At 46.6% G+C, this 19129-nt stretch carries 16 protein-coding genes; 3 read left to right on the top strand and 13 right to left on the bottom strand.

Going from position 1 to position 19129, the window contains the following annotated elements; translation table 11 throughout:
* Window positions 1-29 precede the first annotated feature (29 nt).
* The 3 genes from FRZ06_01775 to FRZ06_01765 all read left to right on the top strand — a co-directional run bounded on the left by FRZ06_01775 (window position 30) and on the right by FRZ06_01765 (window position 3808).
* The gene (locus tag FRZ06_01775) at window positions 30-410 is read left to right on the top strand and encodes a hypothetical protein (GenBank protein QOX62166.1); all 381 of its coding nucleotides are present in this window, start codon (window positions 30-32) and stop codon (window positions 408-410) included.
* A 116-nt stretch (window positions 411-526) separates the two neighbouring features.
* A complete protein-coding gene (locus FRZ06_01770; protein ID QOX62165.1) occupies window positions 527-1447 on the top strand; it encodes an AEC family transporter in 921 nt (306 codons plus the stop codon).
* Window positions 1448-1636: 189 nt separating this feature from the next.
* Window positions 1637-3808, top strand: coding sequence for a methyl-accepting chemotaxis protein (locus FRZ06_01765; GenBank protein ID QOX65800.1), 2172 nt, complete (start codon window positions 1637-1639; stop codon window positions 3806-3808).
* Here FRZ06_01765 and FRZ06_01760 read toward each other — a convergent pair.
* From FRZ06_01760 to deoC, 13 genes are all read right to left on the bottom strand, one after another.
* Window positions 3795-5123, bottom strand: coding sequence for a xanthine permease (locus FRZ06_01760; protein ID QOX62164.1), 1329 nt, complete (start codon window positions 5121-5123; stop codon window positions 3795-3797). The genes FRZ06_01765 and FRZ06_01760 overlap by 14 nt on opposite strands.
* 9 nt (window positions 5124-5132) lie before the next feature.
* Window positions 5133-5594: a (2Fe-2S)-binding protein gene (locus FRZ06_01755; GenBank protein ID QOX62163.1), complete on the bottom strand. Its 462-nt coding sequence runs from the start codon at window positions 5592-5594 to the stop codon at window positions 5133-5135.
* Window positions 5591-6529, bottom strand: coding sequence for a xanthine dehydrogenase family protein subunit M (locus tag FRZ06_01750; protein QOX62162.1), 939 nt, complete (start codon window positions 6527-6529; stop codon window positions 5591-5593). The genes FRZ06_01755 and FRZ06_01750 overlap by 4 nt, the downstream gene beginning before the upstream one ends.
* A complete protein-coding gene (locus tag FRZ06_01745; GenBank protein ID QOX62161.1) occupies window positions 6529-8907 on the bottom strand; it encodes a xanthine dehydrogenase family protein in 2379 nt (792 codons plus the stop codon). Before FRZ06_01745 ends, FRZ06_01750 begins: the two co-directional genes overlap by 1 nt.
* Window positions 8908-8941: 34 nt before the next feature.
* A complete protein-coding gene (locus FRZ06_01740; protein QOX62160.1) occupies window positions 8942-10081 on the bottom strand; it encodes a D-cysteine desulfhydrase family protein in 1140 nt (379 codons plus the stop codon).
* Window positions 9948-10643 carry a GntR family transcriptional regulator gene (locus FRZ06_01735; protein QOX62159.1) on the bottom strand — a complete coding sequence of 232 codons (696 nt, stop codon included), beginning with the start codon at window positions 10641-10643 and terminating at the stop codon, window positions 9948-9950. The genes FRZ06_01740 and FRZ06_01735 overlap by 134 nt, the downstream gene beginning before the upstream one ends.
* Before the next feature lie 169 nt (window positions 10644-10812).
* Complete coding sequence (locus tag FRZ06_01730; protein QOX65799.1) at window positions 10813-11787, bottom strand: ABC transporter permease; 975 nt, start codon at window positions 11785-11787, stop codon at window positions 10813-10815.
* Between the two features lie 31 nt (window positions 11788-11818).
* Window positions 11819-12850, bottom strand: coding sequence for an ABC transporter permease (locus FRZ06_01725; protein ID QOX62158.1), 1032 nt, complete (start codon window positions 12848-12850; stop codon window positions 11819-11821).
* Complete coding sequence (locus FRZ06_01720) at window positions 12851-14359, bottom strand: sugar ABC transporter ATP-binding protein (protein ID QOX62157.1); 1509 nt, start codon at window positions 14357-14359, stop codon at window positions 12851-12853. It abuts the gene before it with no gap.
* Between the two features lie 142 nt (window positions 14360-14501).
* The gene (locus FRZ06_01715) at window positions 14502-15554 is read right to left on the bottom strand and encodes a substrate-binding domain-containing protein (GenBank protein QOX65798.1); all 1053 of its coding nucleotides are present in this window, start codon (window positions 15552-15554) and stop codon (window positions 14502-14504) included.
* 373 nt (window positions 15555-15927) lie between these two features.
* Window positions 15928-16842 carry a sugar phosphate isomerase/epimerase gene (locus FRZ06_01710; protein ID QOX65797.1) on the bottom strand — a complete coding sequence of 305 codons (915 nt, stop codon included), beginning with the start codon at window positions 16840-16842 and terminating at the stop codon, window positions 15928-15930.
* A 115-nt stretch (window positions 16843-16957) separates the two neighbouring features.
* Window positions 16958-18175: a Gfo/Idh/MocA family oxidoreductase gene (locus tag FRZ06_01705; protein ID QOX62156.1), complete on the bottom strand. Its 1218-nt coding sequence runs from the start codon at window positions 18173-18175 to the stop codon at window positions 16958-16960.
* A gap of 84 nt (window positions 18176-18259) precedes the next feature.
* Window positions 18260-18994, bottom strand: coding sequence for a deoxyribose-phosphate aldolase (gene deoC, locus FRZ06_01700; GenBank protein QOX62155.1), 735 nt, complete (start codon window positions 18992-18994; stop codon window positions 18260-18262).
* Between the last annotated feature and the right edge of the window lie 135 nt (window positions 18995-19129).

Here is a 19129-nt window from a genome sequence, read left to right as displayed (position 1 = left end):
ACTGTCACAGAATTTGAAAGGAGCTTTTTATGTTTTGGGATATCGTAGTTATAGCAGGTGTTTTCTGGATCGTTATGAGCATCGTCAGCTTTATCCAATCGGTTCATATCAAAAACATTTATAAAGTATTGGAGCCTACAGGAACAGTTTATTTTGGACGAGATGCCGGATTTCTCAGAACGAGCTACTATGCCTTTGCCGCAGTGGATGGTAACGGAACTGTACAAAATGCAAAGCTGCTGAAAGCCTCAAGGATCATTACGATTCCAAGGCTTGAGCCCCTTGACCATCTCATTGACAAAAACTTGTCATCTCTCGATCCGTCCATGCTTTCCCTTAACAGAGGCGGCCAGCAGGCAGTAAAAAGCCTGATCACAAATTTCGAAAAAAAAAGCAAATCAACCAAATAAATCAGACATCTAGGAAAGTGTTGATTATCATTCAGCACCTCCCTAAGCGGGACCTCAAAATCCTCAAAATTTTTGAAGTTTTAAGAGGTCCCCGGCATTAATATGAGGAAACGAAATTGATCAATGGAATCATCAGCGTTATCGTTATTTTTTTAATCTGCTCAGTTGGTTTTTGGTTTAGCTACAGAAAATCGTGGCCTCCTGCTACGCCATCCGTGCTGTCTTTTCTGGTTGTCAAAGCGGCCGCTCCAGCACTGGCAATCATCAGTATCTCGGATCGCTTTACCAGAGAGCTTCTTCGTGCATCTGCTTTTCATATTCTGATTCTTACGCTCTATACCGTCTTGCTCTATCTGACAGGCAAAATCCTGTCAAAGGCGCTCCAGCTGGAAAGCGGGAAAAAAACTGTTTTTGAAGTAACCTTCACCTTCTCCAATACCATTTTTATTGGCTTGCCCATCAACGAAATTGTATACGGACATGCTGGTCTTCCCTACCTGTTTACCTTTTATCTCGTGACCCTTACAGGCTTTTGGAGTCTGGGAGCCTACCAGCTTGCTAAGGCTTCCCCCATTGATTCAAAAGGCTTCTCTCTGAAAAAAATCGTAAGCCCCGGCCTTGTTGGCGTCATAATTGGAGGGCTCCTGGTGCAGGTTGAGCTTTCGATTCCCGTGGCCTTTGATACTGCTCTTCGCTATCTAGGTAATCTTACAGTGCCGCTTTCTCTGCTGGTCATCGGTGCAAATTTAACGGTATTTGCAAAAGGAGTTCCGAAAATCACAGCGGATGAATTGATCATTCTTGCCGGTAAATTTCTCATCAGTCCGCTCTATATGTATCTTCTGCTTCGTTTATTCCACATCGAAGGCATTGCCTTCCAAGTCTTTATGCTGACAGCAGCCATGCCGTGTCACATGCAAACGTCCATCCTGGCAGAGCACTATGGCGTTGAAGGTTCTTATGCCTCCAAACTAGTGAGTCTCAGCACTCTGATCTGTCTGATCACCATCCCCATCTGTGTCTTTCTGCTGAAGTAATAACAAAGGCGTATTTTGTCAAATTGGCACGATACTTGCGTTTATTCTTACCAACAGCTATCGTAATATCAATGGAGGAAAATTCAAATGAAATGGTTTCATCAATTAAAAATCGGCAGAAAAATTTTTATCCGGTTTGTCATCGCAGCAATCATTGCAGGAGCATCAGGTTTTGCAGCTGCCTTCCGTATGATCAGTATGGAAACGGGGGACAACATTTCTCCAGATTTCAAACTAAATGCTGTAATGATTCTAATAGGGACAGTTACAGTCACCATTGCCATGGTTCTGATTGGTAAAACAACTGCGCGGGAGATCTCCGATGCGGTCAGCAACATTGCTGGGGAGATTGATCAAGATGTAAGTCAAAGCCGTGATCTTCTCCTGAGATTGTCCCAAGGCAATCTTGACGAAGCGTTGCCTGTATCAGACTATCATCTGTTTGCGGAGGAGTTTAATACACTCATTGAGGTTTTGAAAAATCAGAAAGACGATATGAAGCATTGGAAAGAGCTTGCTTCTCAAAGCAGGTTTGATTTATCAGCAGATCAAAATTTCCCAGCTGAGTTTGAACGGCTCACCTCAGACTTTGATGGGCTTACTTTGGATCTCCAAAGACTTACTTCGGAAATGGAATGTCTCGTAATAGATTTTGAGTCCGGTCGATTTGATACACGACTTGACTGCACAGCGTACCAGAGCCGATGCTCTGTGGCAGCAGAACGCATCAACCGTTCCGTTGATGCACTAACAATCCCTTTGAGCGAAGCCATTTTTTGCATCGAACAGCTTGGAGAAACGAGAGCTATTTTAAAAAGGATGCTGCAAGATGACTTCACAGCGAATGAATCCGGATATCACCGTGGGATCATCGAAGAGATCACCACTTCTATCAAGACGATTTCTGAACAGATGCTGAATCTTACTGTGGTTATGGAAAAGTTTTCTTCCGGAGATCTTTCGGACCTGGCTGCGCTGAAGGCCATGGAGAAGAGAAGCGGTAACCATGACGTTGACTTTGGAGTAAACCAGATCTTGCTTTCTGCTGTGGTTAAAATGATGGAAACCATCCAGCAGCTTTCAGAAGAAACAGTAGAACTGACCACGGCAGCAGCGGAAGGGGCCCTGACAAAGCGAGGAAATGCTTCACGCTTCAGCGGGGTATTTGAGGAAATTATATTGGGATTCAACAATACTCTGGATGCCATGACAAGTTCTTCCCTCGAAGTCAGCGAGGTTTTAAAGGAAATGTCAGAAGGCAACCTCAATCTTTCGATCAAAGGCGACTACAAAGGAGCTCACGCAGCCATTAAAAACGCACTGAACACTACACTAAACCGGCAGCGAACCTATTTGAATGAAATGATAGAAGTTCTGTCCGAAATCAGCCAAGGAAACCTGGATATTGCCATAACTATGGAGCATAAGGGTAACTTTGCTGAAATGGGGACCTCGCTGAAAAATCTTATTGGGAATCTCAATCAAACGATGCAAGGATTCCGGACAGCGGCAGATCAGGTTTCAATAGGTTCCATGCAGGTTTCGCAGGGCAGTCAGACACTTGCACAGGGTTCAACAGAGCAAGCCAGCTCGATTCAGGAATTAACCGCGTCCATCGGCGAAATCGCAGAGAAAAGCAAGGACAACGCCAGAAAAGCCAGCGAAGTATACGAACTAGCCAAAGGCGCACGTGATGGAGGAGCAGCAGGACTTCAAACGATGGAAGATGTGCTGCACTCCATGAAAGAAATCAGCGATTCATCCTTGAATATTTCAAAAATTATCAAAGTCATTGATGACATTGCATTTCAGACAAATATTTTGGCGCTGAACGCTGCGGTGGAAGCCGCTAGAGCAGGTCAGCACGGCAAAGGCTTTGCGGTGGTTGCAGAGGAGGTTAGAAATCTAGCGGCCAGGAGTGCAAAGGCCGCAAAAGAGACAACGGAATTGATTGAGGGCTCCATCCAGAAGGTGCATGTTGGTACGCAGATAACAAACGAAATTGCAGCAGTTTTGAAAGAAATCGCAGAAGGAGCCGTCATTTCAACAGAAAAGCTCAGCATCATCGCCTCCGCTTCCAAGGAGCAGGCTACCGGAATCGTTCAGATCAACCAAGGGATTGAACAGATCTCCAAGGTGGTTCAAAATAACTCTGCTACAGCAGAGCAAAGCGCTGCAGCCAGCGAAGAGCTATCCGGTCAAGCCGAACTCCTGAAAGCAATGGTCTCTCGATTCAAAATCAACCATGGAAAAACAGATGGCAAGATCATTGGCAAAATCATTGACGGCAAGAACCTAATATCCGGCAGCAATCCGCAGTCCTCGCCCATAAGACAGCGCAATGCTTTCAGCCGTTATTAGCCTCCGTTTCCTTCTCGTTCTTCTCGGGGAGGACGTGATCCAGAATCAAAGCAAGGAGGATTCCACATACCAGCCCGTTGGGCAAAATGTATGGTACAATACCAGGAAGCTCTTGAAAGGCTGATGGCGGCAGAAACATCGTACCAATTCCTACCAGCATAGAAATTCCTATGACAAAGCTTTCTCGATTGGTCATCTTCGCATGCTGTAATTCCTTCAATCCCTGCCCCAAAATCAATGAGAATACTACGAGAAGCGCTCCGCAGCCAACGGCCGTTGGAATCGTTGCAAGCATCATTCCGATAGGAGTAATCACTCCCATGATCATCATAAGGACGCCCGCCAGCGCAAAGGGCGTTCTTGCAGCAACCCTTGTCATAGCAAGAAATCCGGTGGACGAAAGGTACGGCATAAATGCGATTACAGAAAAGATTCCGTTCAGTGTGGTTGTGAATCCATGCAGGGCAAAAGATCGCTTCCACTGTCTCGGCGAAACCGGTTCTTCAAGCAATTCCGCCATACTTTTTATGCTGGTATAGGTCATGGAAAGCAGTACAAGCGCTGCTAGAAGACACGTAACTGTAATTCCTGCATCAAAGGTCGGCGGCCCCCAAGCCAACGGTTTTGGCAGCGAAATCATCCCCTTGCCTGCTGCAAGGGGATGATTTGTCATTCCGAGGAACGCCGCGGTCACCCATCCAGCGATGATTCCGATCAAGGTTGCGATGCTTTGCAAAAAACCTTTGGCAAACAGGTTGATGGAAAGTGTCACGATCACAATGAAAAAGAAAACCGCTGTGATTTTAAAATCAGCAGTCTGATTTGTTTCAGAGATTCCATACATGGACTTGACAATACTGGGGCTGATTTGCAGAACCATGAGCAGGATCAAAACGCTGTTTACCGCTGGGGTAAACAATTTTGTTACATGAGGGATCCACCCCCCAGCAGAAATGCCAATGACGATAAGACCTGCAATGAGCATCCCCCCCTCCAAATCCGTGCGAAGTGTTGGCAGGTCTTTCCCCACAGAGGGAGCCAGACCTGCAATCAGGGTAAGAATACCGATCCAAAGCCCTGAAGGGGCTTCTACAATGGGAAATCCATGGCCAAACTTCATTTGCATAATCGAAACAAATCCGCTCAGAACGAAGGTTCTTTGGAGCATCCCGGCGATTTCCTCCTGAGATAGACCTATGAGAGGCCCCAGCACCACGGGCATTACCACTGTGGATAAGCCGATGAAGATCACATGCTGAAGGCTGTATATGATATTTTTCTGTGTTGGTAGCTTATCATTCAGTTTATAAAGCATTTCTAGTCCTTAATCTACTGCTCCTTCAACTGCAGCAATAATATTCTGATATCCTGTGCATCTGCAGAGGTTTCCCGAAAGAGCAATCCTGATTTCTTCCTGAGTAGGTCTGGGATTTTTCAAAAGCAAAGCCTTTGCGCTCATCAGCATACCCGGTGTGCAGAATCCGCATTGCACCGCATGGTGTTCAATAAATGACTGTTGAAGCTGGTCGAGTTTACCGTCTGTTTCCAGCGCCTCAATGGTTATGATTTCCGTGCCGTTGATCTGAGGCGCTAATACAAGACAGGAATTCACAGCAACTCCGTCCATCAGCACCGTACACGCTCCGCACTCTCCGGAGCCGCAGCCTTCTTTTGTGCCGGTGAGAAACAATTCTTCACGCAGCAGTGCTAAGAGTGTTGTCTCCGGATCGATGTCCATGCTCACGCTCTTTTCGTTTAACATAAACTGGATCTTCATTTTTTTCATATCTCAGTCTTCCTTTCCGCAGCTGCTCTGATCAGAGAAGCCGTGAAGCGCTCTATGACCGGCAGCTTGTAGCTGCTTGAGGCGCGAACTCCGGTCTTTTCCAAAACATACTCAGCAGCACGCTTCCCTGCCGCGGTCAAAGCTTCATCAGTCAGCTCCCTGCCCTTAAGGTACTCCTCTGCACTTTCGATTCTTTCCGGTTTTGAAGTAGCTGCACCCAAAGCAAAGGAGAGGGATGTAACGGTATTCCCGTTGAGCCGAATTGCACAGCTGCCATTAAGCCTTGCGATGGCAAGGGCGTTCCTCCTTCCAATCTTCTGAAATGCGAAGCCCATATCTCCAGCTGAGCGCTGAAAGAATATTCCTGTGAGAATTTCATCGCTTCTGATGTCTGTTTTTTTGCTGTCAAGGAGAAACATCTCCAGAGGCAGGATCCTGATGCACTTGCTGCCGTCAGATCCGAGGGACAGAAGCTCCACCGCAGCGTTAAGACAGAGGAGCGGTGGAATGCAGTCTGCAGCCGCACTGGCATTGCAGAGATTCCCGCCGATGGTTCCTCTGTTTCTGATCTGAGGCGAGCCTACCGTTTCCGCTGCCTCACATAAGATTCCCGCTGCCTCTCTCAGAAGCTGTGATTCCATAATTTCAGTAAAAGTACTCATGGGGCCGATTCGGATGCTGCCTGCTTTCTCATGGACACAATTCGTCGTCTCATGGATGCAGCCCACTGCCTTATGGTTGCTGTCCGAGATCTCATGAATACCCTTCAGTTCCATTATCTTTGACAGATCGATCAAATCTCCCGCAGGACCTCTGTCATGGCGCATGGCCACCACCAGATCGGTTCCTCCTGCCAGCAGAGACGCTTCGCTATTGTCTCTTCGGATTTGCAGTGCTTCCTCCAACGCAGTGGGTTGAAAATACGTTCTGGACATTATGACTTCCCTCCTTTTTCATGCTGCTGCCAATCAGGATCAGGGGTCTCTGCCCAAGTCCCATGCTTCATAGTGCTCGAAGTCAAGCCCGCTATTGTACCCAGCCGCTCCCCTTCCTGGATGGCTGCAAAGACCTTTTCCAGATCAGCAGGAAGATTCCGTATTCTCACCCCAAGAGCATTTTCAATAGCGTTGACAACTGCCGGAGCAAGGGTGGCGGTGGAGGACTCTCCAATGCCTTTTACACCAAGAGGATTGATTCCCGGCTGCTTTGCCTCCAGAGGAACCGGCCTGAAATTGTTGAAATCAAGAGTCGTGGGCAGCAAATAGCCATCAAAGTTCAGCGTTTTTACCTGTCCTTTCCTGATTTCCACTTCTTCCGTCATTGCAAAGCCCAGTGCCATGGATGCTCCTCCGGCAATCTGGCCTTTCACCTCAGGTTCATTTAAGATTTTTCCAACATCGTGGATCGCAACCAGATCGATAATATCAACCTTTCCTGACGTCAGATCGATTTCAACCTCTGCACCGCAGGCTCCATAGTTAAAGGACGCGTAGGTATCTCCGCAGTTTCTGTCAAAATCCCACCATACGGGAGGCAGAGACCACCATCCATAGCCGAAAACACCCGGTATCCTGGTATAGCAGATTGTGATTGCATCTTGAAAGCTGATTTTCTTATTTCCATCCTTGGTAAAAATATTGTTATCGCTGAAGATTAGGGTCTCAGGTTTTTCTCCCCAATCTTCTGCTATCACCTCAGCGATTCTCTTCCTGGCATCCTCCGCAGCTACCACCGCAGCATTGCCCGTTGTTATGGTTCCCCTGGAACCAACGGTTGCGCCGCTGTCAGGCAGATATGCCGTATCCAGAGGGCTTACCTTCATATTCTCAATGCTTACCCCCAGCACCTTACTTACCATCTGCAGTACAATATTGCTTCCGCCTTGACCCATCTCCGCGATTCCGGTCAGCACTGTGACACTGCCGTCCCGCTCAATGTGCATATTGACCGCTGCCGCATCCAGTGTGGTTACACCGGCACCATTTGCTTCTCCTCGGAAGATACAGGAGATGCCTCTTCCCCTGACCTTACCGGGTGTCAGCGTGACCTTCCCCGACTCCGCTGCATTTGGTTTTGCGTGATAAGGAAACACTTCCTCCAGCTTATCAAGGCACTCTATGAGGTTGACGCTCCTCAGTTTCTGGCTGGTTGCCGTAACAGAACCTTCCCGATAGGCGTTGATGCGCCTGATCTGAAGCGGATCCATGTCAAGCTCCCGAGCAAGCTCATTCATCAGCGATTCGGAAGCAAAGTCCACTTGTGGAGAACCAAACCCTCTGACTGCATCAGAATAAACATTGTTGGTATACGCTCCTGTGATGGTGGTGGATACATGTTCGATATTGTAGGGTCCTGTTGCTTCAACGGTAGCTCTCCAGATTGTCGCTTTACTCTTTGTAATGTATGCACCAACATCAGCCAGACCATTGATTTCAATTGCAGTAATTCGGCCATCCTTTTTCGCACCGATTTTGTACTTCAGCTTGAATGGATGCCGTTTGCTTCCTTCAATCAGTACCTCTTCCCTGCTCCAGGTCATTTTGCAGGGCCTTCCCGTAATCATTGCAGCCATTGCTGCACGAGAGGCAATGACGTTTATATCACAGTCCTTGCCGCCAAACGCGCCCCCGATGGCAGGCTGAATCAGCCTGACTCTGTTTTCACTAAGTCCGCAGGCAGCAGCAACTGCACGTTTTACATTAAAGGGTCCTTTTCCCGGACAGTAAACAGTGATTCCATCAGCCTCCGGCACTACCAATGCACCATCAGGCTCCAGAGCAGAATGCATTGCTCTTTGGGTAGAATATTCCCTTTCTATGATGATATCCGCTTCGGCAAAGCCTATCTTAATGTCTCCCTTTACGGTTTTATGGGTAATGGCGCAGTTTGAATCTCCATGCACCGGCGGTGCTCCAGATGCCAAGGCTTCCTCCGGGGTAAAAACTGCCGGAAGCTCTTCATAATGAACGTTTACAAGCCTCGCTGCCTTGACTGCCAACGCTTTTGTTTCTGCGACCACCACAGCTACTCCGTCACCGACACACTTGGCAACTTCCGATACAAGCACGGGTTTGTCATGGGGAAGATGATTTCTGCCGACAACATCCTTCGCCGTCAGTATTTTCACGACTCCCGGGAGCGCAAGCGCCTCGGTGCCGTCAATACCTAATATCCGTGCATGAGGATAGGGACATCTTACCGTATGTACGTAGAGCATGCCAGGGAATTTCAGATCGTCTACATACCTGGCTTTACCGGTAATCTTTCCGTAAGCATCCTGCCTGTCAACAGGACGCGTATTTTCTTGTTCCATATCTTTGTCTCCTTAGTTGGTTCGAAGATGAATCTTACTTGGATAGATTGAGGCTGCTATAGTCATAATAGGGGTTGAAGCCTCCTGTATGCAGGAATAGCACCTTGGAACCCTCTTTGATCTCTCCGTTTCGGATGAGTCCTATTAGCCCTGCCATGGCTTTTCCGGAATAAACCGGGTCAAGCAGTATTCCTTCCGTCTGCGCCAGAAGTGCAATGGCCTGAAGTAATGCCTCTGTAGGCCGTGCGTATCCTTCTCCCACATACTCCTCATAACAGAGGACCTGTTCCTCAGAAGGAACTTCAAGATTTAGGAAGGAGGCTGTGCTTTCAAGGGCACCGGAGACAGACTTCCTCTGTTTCTCGTTCATCTGAGCCACATTAATTCCAATGACAGGAATATCGCAGCCTGCCTGAGTAAGTCCGATGATCAATCCGGCCTGGGTACCGCCGGTGCCGCTGGGGCACACGACGCAGTCAAATTCTAAGCCCATATCTTTTCCCTGCTGAAGAAGTTCTTCCGCACAGAGAATATATCCGCAGTTACCCAGCGGACAGGTTCCGCCCCGGGCAAGGATATAGGGCCTTTTGCCTGCTGCTTCCAGCTCATCCTTCCAGTCCAAAGCAAGTTTCATAGTGTGAAGAGGGCCGGAAACAGGATCTCCGCAGCTGACCTTCCCTGAAACACCGCCAAACTCATAGAGATGTTTGTTTGGATCCAGCTCGTAGGAATAATCCGATTTCGCCCAATTCTCAAGAATCAGCTCGGTTTTCATTCCTTCCATGTTGGCCATCAAAAGGGCCATCAGATTATGATTGCACTGTACCGTGCTTGCCGTAATAATGGTATCTGCTTCCATATCTACTGCTTCCTGAAACAGAAATTCCAGCTTTCTCGTTTTATTGCCTCCGAAGGGCAGCATGTCATCACGCTTGATATAGATCTCTGCTTTCCCGCCCAGTGCCTTCGACAAGTTAGGCAGTTTCTGAAGCGGGGTCTTCTGCGTAATATAGTTTCTTTTTGGTATCGCTCTTACCTTCTCAAACAGACTGTTTTCTAACATAACCGTTCTCCATTTCTTCCATATCGACGATGAGTTCCTCCAGATGAGAAGTGACAGCCTGCATCGCCTTTTCCGCATTCTGCTCTGCAAGGGCGCTGTAGATCGATTCATGACGTAAAGCCAACCGATGCAAACCTTTTTCCGAAAGTTTTTTGGTCGCGATATGGGTCCATTCCCTGATATGGCATTGATTCCACAAACGAAGGAGCAGTTTATTCTGAGGTACCTCAATGATTTTCTGATGAAACAGCGCATCGAGTTTAATATACAAATCGAACTCTTGTCTTCTCGCAGCTTCTTCCATCTCCTTCATCACTTCATAGATCTCCCGGAGCTGTCGTTCTGTTATGCTCTCAGCAGCTTCCTTAATTCCGAGGGTCTCTAGGCTAATCCTAACTCTATAGGAATCCCTGACATCCTGAATGGTATGCGCTCTTACATAGCAGCCCTGAAAGGGGATATTCTCTACAAGTCCGATTAATTCAAGCTCTCTGATGGCCTCCCTGACAGATGCCTGAGAGATTCCAAGTTCCTTGGCGCATCGGGTTTCTACGATTCGGTCTCCCGGCTTCAATTCTCCCGAAAGAATCGACTCTTTTATGTAGTCGCAGATATCTTTCCGAAATAAGCTGTTCTTCTTTTTCTGTCGTTTTACTGCTTCCTCTCCTGCCATAGCCCAGTCCTTCCTGCCACTCTTTTTCGTATCTGAAATCTATAAGTTGTCACTGATTCTCTTGTTCTGGGCATCTACTTCAGCCCCTTGTTTCATATTCCCGTTACAGCTTCAGTTTCTGGCTTCTTTCAAGCTTCAGTTCCCAGATTCTTCCGGCTTCGCTTCCTGGCTACCGTTTGCGCCTATCGCTGACATAAGCAATCAGCAAAGCAAAGAGCACGATCCCAAATCCCAGCCATTTCCCCGCATCGCCCCAACCAAGAGCAACCAGAAGGTTTGTTAGTGTCTGAAGGAAAATGGACCCCAAAATGACTCTGAAATAGTTTCCTTCGCCTCCTACAAGAGAAACGCCTCCCACTACTACCGCAGCAATACTTGGCATTACATAGCTTGAACCCATATCTTTAAATGCAATTCCCATGTTTCCAATCAGCAGAAGACCAATCAGACTGGCAGTCACCCCGCTGATGACAAATGCGGCAAGCCTTACCGCTTTCACATTCACTCCACTCAAATACGCTGTTGTTTCGTTGGTTCCCACACCGAACAGCTTAAGCCCCCATTTGGTCTTGTAAAGGAGGATCATCACAACCACGGCAACAATCAGCAGCAGGAAAAGAATGTTGGGAAAAATACCGGTGGACTTAGCCGCTATGATCTCCAAGATCGGAGCCGGTTTTCCCGTAATGTTTTTCCCTGCGGTGTAGACGTTGATGATACCTTGAATGATGCTTGCCATGGCCATGGTGACAACGAGGGGCGGCAGCTTGACATATGCGATCAAAGCACCGTTTGCAAGTCCAATCATCGCACCCACTGCCAAAGCAACCAGGACTGCAGGAAGTAAATTTCCGTTCTGCCCATCCATTACGGATGCGGTCAGGATCGCTGTCAACGTTGCGGTAAAGCCTACGGACAGGTCAAGGCCTGCTCCGCCTGCTGCAATTACAATCATTTGGCAAAGCGCAAATAACGCAATAAAAGAGGAGAGCTTGATGGTCAGAAGAATTTGTCCCATACTCAAAAAATTGGAGACCACGATCTCCCCGAGAAGAAACAAGAACAGGATCAAAAGAAAAGCAATAATCGTCTTCTTATTGTTGTTCCACATTGTGCTCAGAGAACTGTTTTGAACCAGACCCATACTGCTGGTTTGATTTTTCAAAGGATTCATATCATTTACTCTCCTTTAGCATTGCCTTCTTATTGATGTGAGAATATGCCATAGAGCTTGCAATTGCCGCAATGATGATCAGTCCGCTGACCAGAGTCTGATACGCATTGGGAATATTGGCGAAAAATATGATTTTATTAACAAAACTCAGGATTAAGGCGCCGACGATGGCCATATAAACACTTCCCTTGCCTCCGGTGAGAGCGATTCCCCCAACCACTGCTGCTGCAATGGCTTTCAATGTCATGGGATCTCCCATTCTCGCATCGCCTGACTGATTCTGCCCTACAAAGAAAAGTGCTGCCAAAAATATGAATACGGAGTTGATAATGAACGCAGTCATCTGGACTCTGGCGGTGTTGATGCCGGTGGCATAGGCGCTGTCATTGCTGCTCCCTACGGCATAGATATATCTTCCGGTCTTTGTTCTGCTTATGAAATACCAGAAAAGACAGCCGACCAGCACAAGGATCAGCGCAGGCGGAATAATGCCTCCGATGGCTTTGATCAGCGCAGGAATGCCCTCTGCAGATTTTGCATCATAAAAGATCTTAAACCAATTCACCGCCTCTCCTCCCGGTGTCGGTCTGATGAACAGCGCGATACCAAGCCATATGTACGAAGTAGCGAAGGTGATGATCACGGGAGGAATTCTGAGATATCCGATTCCAATGCCGTTGATCACGCCGATCAGTACCGCCGCAATAAAAGAGAGGATGAGTGCATACACGCCCGTAACGGGATCTGCCTGTTTCATGACAAAGGTCAGGATACAAGTCTGAAGAGATAAAGCAGCCCCCGCAGACAGATCAAGCGCGCCGGAAAGAATCACTACCGCCTGTCCCATGGCCAGTAAAATCAGAGGCGCAAACGCATTGATGTTTCTGATGATCGATCCGCGTTCAAAGAAATTATTCTGCAGTACTGCTGTAATCACAAACATTACAAGCAGGATCAACATACTTGAAAACTCCTGCTTCATAACGATTTTCTTTATGTTTTCGATTTCGAGTAGCTTTTTGATCTGAATCATCTAGCCTACCTCCTTGGCTTTATTGATGCACATGGAAGCCGATACGATGGCATCTTCATTGATATCGCATCCTTCAAGGCTTTCCACAATCTGCCCTTCGTACATGATCAGAACCCTGTCACAATACTGGATCAGTTCTTCGCTGTCGCTGGCGTACAGAATAACACTGGTATTCTTTTCCCTGACCATGTCTGTGATATATTGATAAAGATCCCGTTTGGCTCCGATATCCACGCCCTTGGCAGGGTCTGCAAGAAGCAGCACATTGATATCAAAAGAAAGCCATTTTCCCACAACGACCTTTTGCTGGTTTCCGCCGGAAAGGGTTCCCACAGCAGTGTCAATATTGTGGGTCTTTACAGAAAGGGACTTGACCATCTGTTCACATTCCTGTCTGTATTTTTTATCAGGTGTAAAGATCGGCTGCCGCTTCAGGGCAAGTTTGGGAAAGATCGTATTCTTATAGACAGAATCCTTGAGAAAGAGCCCTTCCAGCTGCCGATCCCCCGGCACAAGGAGAATACTGTTTCTCACAGCATTGACCGGCTTCGTAAGCTTGACCCTCCGCCCCTTGATTTCAGCATCACATTTCAGTTCCGGGTAAGCACCCGCAAGTGCCAGCAGCAGTTCATTCTGTCCCTGACCTGCCAATCCGCCGATTCCGAGAACCTCTCCTGCTCTCAAATCAAAAGATATGTTCTTCAGCATCTTGCCGTAGTTCATTCCCTTTATGCTTAAAACGGTTTCTCCGTCTATCTGTCTGTCTCCAATCTGACATTCTTCTTTTTTTGTATCACCCGTGATATAACCAATGATCTTTTCGGCATCTTTACCTTCTTCATGAAAATCAATTCCCGCTACATTTTCTCCGTTTCTGAAGATGATGACGTCATCGCATATCTCCATAACTTCCCACATTCTGTGAGAGGTAAAAATCATGGACACACCCTGTTCTGCAAGCTCCCGCATATAAGCAAAAAGATTTTTTACCTGAGCCTGTTCCAGGGCTGCTGTGGGTTCGTCAAGGATGAGCAGCCTGGGGTTTGCCGAAATCGCCTTTGCAATTTCCACAATTTGCATTTCACCAGGATTGAGCTGGTTTACTTTCTTGCTGATATCAAGACCCGGCTGCAGCTTATGAATGATGGCTTCAGATTGCTCTTTTGCGCATTGATTATCCAGCCCAAGTCCTTTCTTCTGCTCCGCGCCCAAAACGATATTTTGCCATACCGTCAAATCCGGCACCAGACTCAGGTTCTGGAAAACCATGGCGATTCCGTCCTGCCTGGCCTCGTTTGGGTTTTTATATTTTACACACTGTCCGTTGTAATTGATTTCACCGCAATCGGCACTATAAACGCCGGTAATGATCTTTGAAATAGTGCTTTTTCCGGAACCGTTCGCCCCAAGGAGCCCGGTTATCCTTCCCCTCCGGCATACAAGATTCCCATCAGAAAGGGCAACCACTCCGCCGAAACATTTTCTGATTCCCTTAACTTCCAAAATCATTCGAGTTCCACCCAACTTTCATTCACTTTATCAATCGAAAATAGCTCATAGGTATCATTGTGATCAGAATAATTTACCCTCCTTTGACAAGGAGGGTAGGGAGGCAGGGATATCCTGCCTCCTAAAATCAAATCGTTTTCTCTTATTCTGTTATCGGATCCTGGAACAGTTCATCTACCTTATCCTGAGGCATGATTTCGCTCAGAAGGTAATCGTCCGGCTTATCTTTTAACATTTCCCATGCTTCGTCAAAGTTTTCGTCGGTATAGAATGAGCTGACCTGATAGAAGTATGTAGTGCCGTCAAGGAGGCCTTCTCTGAATTCTTTACCATTATAAAGATTCAACGCGATTCTGAACCCGGTACCGCCGATGCCCGGAGGATTGGGCTGTGCACAGGCTTTGAAGTCAGCGCCTGCATCACGAAGCTTTTTCCATTCTTTGAAGAAGGCCGTTCCGGGATCACCAAACATTACCTTAGGAAGCTTTCCTGCATCCTGGAATGCAGATAATACGCCGAAGCCCATGCTGTCCTGCGTAATGACCCCATCGATCTGCTGTCCGGAGCCGATGATCTGTGTTGTTACTTCCTTAGCCTTTGTCTGATCCCACCCGCCGGAGGTGCTTGCGATCATCTTGATATCAGGATAGCTCTCCAGAACATCATCCGTTGCCTGGATTCGTTCATTGTTCGCCGGATGTCCGTCAAGACCATAGACCTGAATCACATTTCCTTTTCCGCCGATGGCATCTGCGATGAACTGAACGTTCTTCTCATTCCAAGCGTAATGATCAAGGGTTACATTTACAACATCAGGGGCAGTTACAGTCGCATCAAAAGCAAGTACTAGGATTCCCGCATCCTGGGCTTCCTTAATAACACCGTTTAATGCATCGGGTGAATTGGGATTCACGAGTATGATGTTAACACCCTGTGAAATGAAATCACGTATGATGTTAGCCTGTTCTGTTGCATCGCCGTTGTTCACATTGTTCACAATTTTGTAATCGGCAATTTTACCGGCATCCTTATACTCTGTACCAACCTGCTCTAACGCATCAATCATGATATTACGCCAGGATGTCCCAGATGATCCTGTTGTGATACCAACTGTTGGAAGGTCTTTTGCGCCATCCTGACCGGATGATTCCTCTGGTGCAGCTCCGCCGCAGCCTGTGAGCAAGGTGATGCTCATGAGCAATGTCACCAGTGCCAGAGCGATAAGCTTGGTTCCTTTTCTTTTCATACATTTGCCTCCTCATTTATTATTGTTATCTGTTTATTTTGAAATCCTGAGCCATATGGTATCAAGATTACCAAACGATAGGTCAAGGTCTTTCATCGGATAATATGAAAATGTAGGATCATGTGAGACGTAGGATAATATGAGAATCGGAGTCGCCAATTTATATATAATCGATTATGATTTGTTTTAATAACATTTTACCACAACTTCTCGTTTATTCAAGAATTATTTATATATAATCGATTATATTTTCAATCAGATCCAATGTTACCCCCTCTGCACAGAAAAGCATTGCGATCCCAATGCCGAAATGCCCTTAGATCTAAAGAATAAACTGATCCATATACCTCTTGCTGAGTATGATGGAGTCTTTGATATCATCAAGAGAGTCTTCAAAGGACTTATCTTCCACTTCAATGCAAGCATATCCCTTGTATTTAACATCTGTAAGTGCAGAAATGAATCTGCCCCAGTTCACATCACCTAGACCCGGAAGTTTGGGCGAATGGAACTCAAGTGGAGTCGCCATGATGCCCACATCATCCAGCTTGTCTTGAAACACCTTTGCATCTTTGATATGGATATGGAACAGCTTATCCTTAAATTCGTAGACCGGCTTGATATAATCCATCTGCATCCAAAGGGGATGGGACGGATCATAATTGAGTCCAAAATGATCGCTTGGGATCTCAGCAAACATTCTTCTCCAAATTGCCGGAGAGGAAGCAAGGTTGACACCGCCGGGCCATTCATCATAGGAAAAATACATTGCGCAGTTTTCAATGGCGACCTTAACATCGTGTTCCTCTGCAAAGCGAATAATAGGAGGCCAGATTTCCTTGAACTTCTCAAAGTTCTCCTCTACATTTTTATTCTTATCCCTGCCGATGAAGGTACAAATCGTCTTGACCCCCAGCTTTTCTGCAGCAACAATCATCTTCTTAATATGGGCAACGTAAAAATCACTTTTCTCCTGATCCGGATCCATTGGATTAGGATAATAACCAAGGGCGGAGATTTCCACACCTCTTTCATTCATATAGTCTTTTATGTAATGAATTCTTTCTTCACTGATATCTGACACATCGATATGGGTTACCCCTGCATATCTTCTCTCCGCCTTTCCCACCGGCCAGCACATCATTTCAAGACAAGAGAATCCCTTCTCCGCCGCAAAATCAACAACCTCTTCAAAGCTTAATCCTGCCAGTATGGCACTTACCAAACCTAACTTCATCATTTCGCTCCTTTCACATCTGGTTCTTTCGGTTATTTTAACTGCATGATCGTTATCCTTTTGATCTTCATCCGCTTGATCTTCATCCGCTTGATCTTCAACCGCCTGTTCTATCCTACAGCTTTATCCAGCCACCCTTTTTATTGCTTTCAATGATCTTCTCACAGAGATGAATTTCTCTCAAGCCTGCTTCAAAGGTAGGATATTCAGCATGATCTGCAGCCAGATTTCCAGTCTGTTCCTCGGCTTGATCTGCTGCCTGATCTCTCGTCTGTTCTCCGGCATGCTCTATGCCTGACTTCTCAGCAATGGCTTGATAGATCTTAATAAAGTTTTGTTTAAAGGTATCCGGGAAGCCTTCATTGTGACCTCCTGGATAGTGGATCAATGCACTGGCTTCAGGGTACAGAATAGAAGGATCTTTCAGCAGAGATTCATTGGCGGTATCCCTTCGGCCAATCCATATTTCATTGGGGCGTTCGGAAACCCACGAAGCGGATTTCTTAGAGCCTGCCAGATCAAAGGACAGGCAATTTTTCTTTCCGGCAAATACCTGACTTACTGTCATGACACCTCTTCCCCCATTATCAAACCGCATCATCACCGTTGCATAATCTTCGGTATTGATAGGTACATCCTGATAATCCTCTGGAGTCAGCAGCTTCCCAGAGTAGGTGTCAACGGGTTTCAATGGCTTTTTTCTAACCTGATGAAAGGTCGCAAAATCGGCAAATACCTCGGTCACCTTTAATCCTGTTACAAATTCAATGAGATCCATCCAGTGGGATCCAATATCTGCGATGGCCCTTGATTCGCCCGACTGTTCAGGCTCCAGTCTCCAGTTGTAGTCCGTATCGTAAAAGAGCCAGTCCTGGAGATAAGAGCCATTGACGGAGAAGAGATCACCCATGTCTCCTCTGTCCACCATGGCTTTTAGCTGATGCATCAAAGGATAAAATCTGATATTGAAGTTGGTGGCATTAACAAGGCCCTTCTCTTTGGCCAAAGCCAGCAGCTCTAAGGCTTCTTCTCTGGTGGTTGTCAGCGGCTTTTCACAAATAACATGTTTGCCTGCATTCAAAGCATCCTTGGCCATCTGGTAATGGAGATAATTTGGCGTACAGATATGTACCGCGTCGATTTCCGGGTTTTCCAGAATATCTTTGTAATCACTGCAATAGGTTTCAACGCCAAGTGCTTCGGCCTTTGCCGCAGTGAACCGTTTGCTCCCGCAAACCGCTGTAACTTCCACATTGTTCAGCCTTCTCAGCGCCTCAACGTGAGCAGTGCCGATAAAGCCCATACCGGCAACTGCAGCCTTGATCTTTTTCATAGATTCTTCCCCTTTCAAGTTCACATTCTAACTTACTCTTTGGAGCCGCAACAAACATAAGGTTGAAAGCCATTTTAAAAAAGTTTAATAAGTATCATTGGAAACTGGTTCCTTATTTTCATCCAAAACAACAGGAACTGATTTGTAACCCACTCCCATTCTGTCGATTCCCATGTCGATGAGCTGGAGAAAATGTTCTCGGGTCCGAATACAGCCGCTGCCTTTCACCTTACACCTGTCACCGACTTCCTCCATCATCACTTTGATAATTTCCGGCGTTGCTCCGTGGGCTTCAAACCCGGTGAGAAACCCTGTACTGGTTTTTACAAAGTCTGCTCCGGCTTCCACTGCACAGCGGCAGGCTTTTCTGACCTGATCTTCTGTTAAGGCGTCGGTTTCAAAAATTACTTTCAGCTTTCTGCCGTATTTATGAGCCGCATCAGCACAAGCCCGGATATCCTCTGTAACCTTGTCATACAGACCCCCTCTGATCCATCCGAAGTTTGCAACAATATCAACTTCCTTTACGGAATCATACCCTGCAACAATCTCAATCTGACCTACCTTGGACTCTGTCGTACTTGTTCCGAATGGAAAATCACAAACCGGGCAGAGCATTGTTTCACTTTCCTTGACATATGGCTCGCACAACCCAATATAACCCGGATTAATACAGATGGTCGCGCAGCCTAACCGCACCCCATCCTTTGTCAGATCGATAATCTCCTGTTCCGTAAATTCCGGTTTCAGCACAGAGTAATCGATATAGCTGGCTAATTCCTTGGCCGTCATTTCACTTGCCTTTTTACTTGGTTTCATATTCGTTCTCCTTTACCGATGTCCTTACATCCAGACATTATGTATGTAATGTATGATACATTTAAAATATAGTATTAAATAATTTTTGTCAATGCATTTTTTCTTGATTTTTTCTATAAACAACGATATAATGCG

Source organism: Clostridiales bacterium (assembly GCA_015243575.1).
Lineage (GTDB): Bacteria > Bacillota > Clostridia > Peptostreptococcales > Anaerovoracaceae > Anoxybacterium > Anoxybacterium hadale.
The sequence above is the reverse complement of the archived record's forward strand: the minus strand, read 5'-3'. Positions and strand labels throughout refer to the sequence as shown.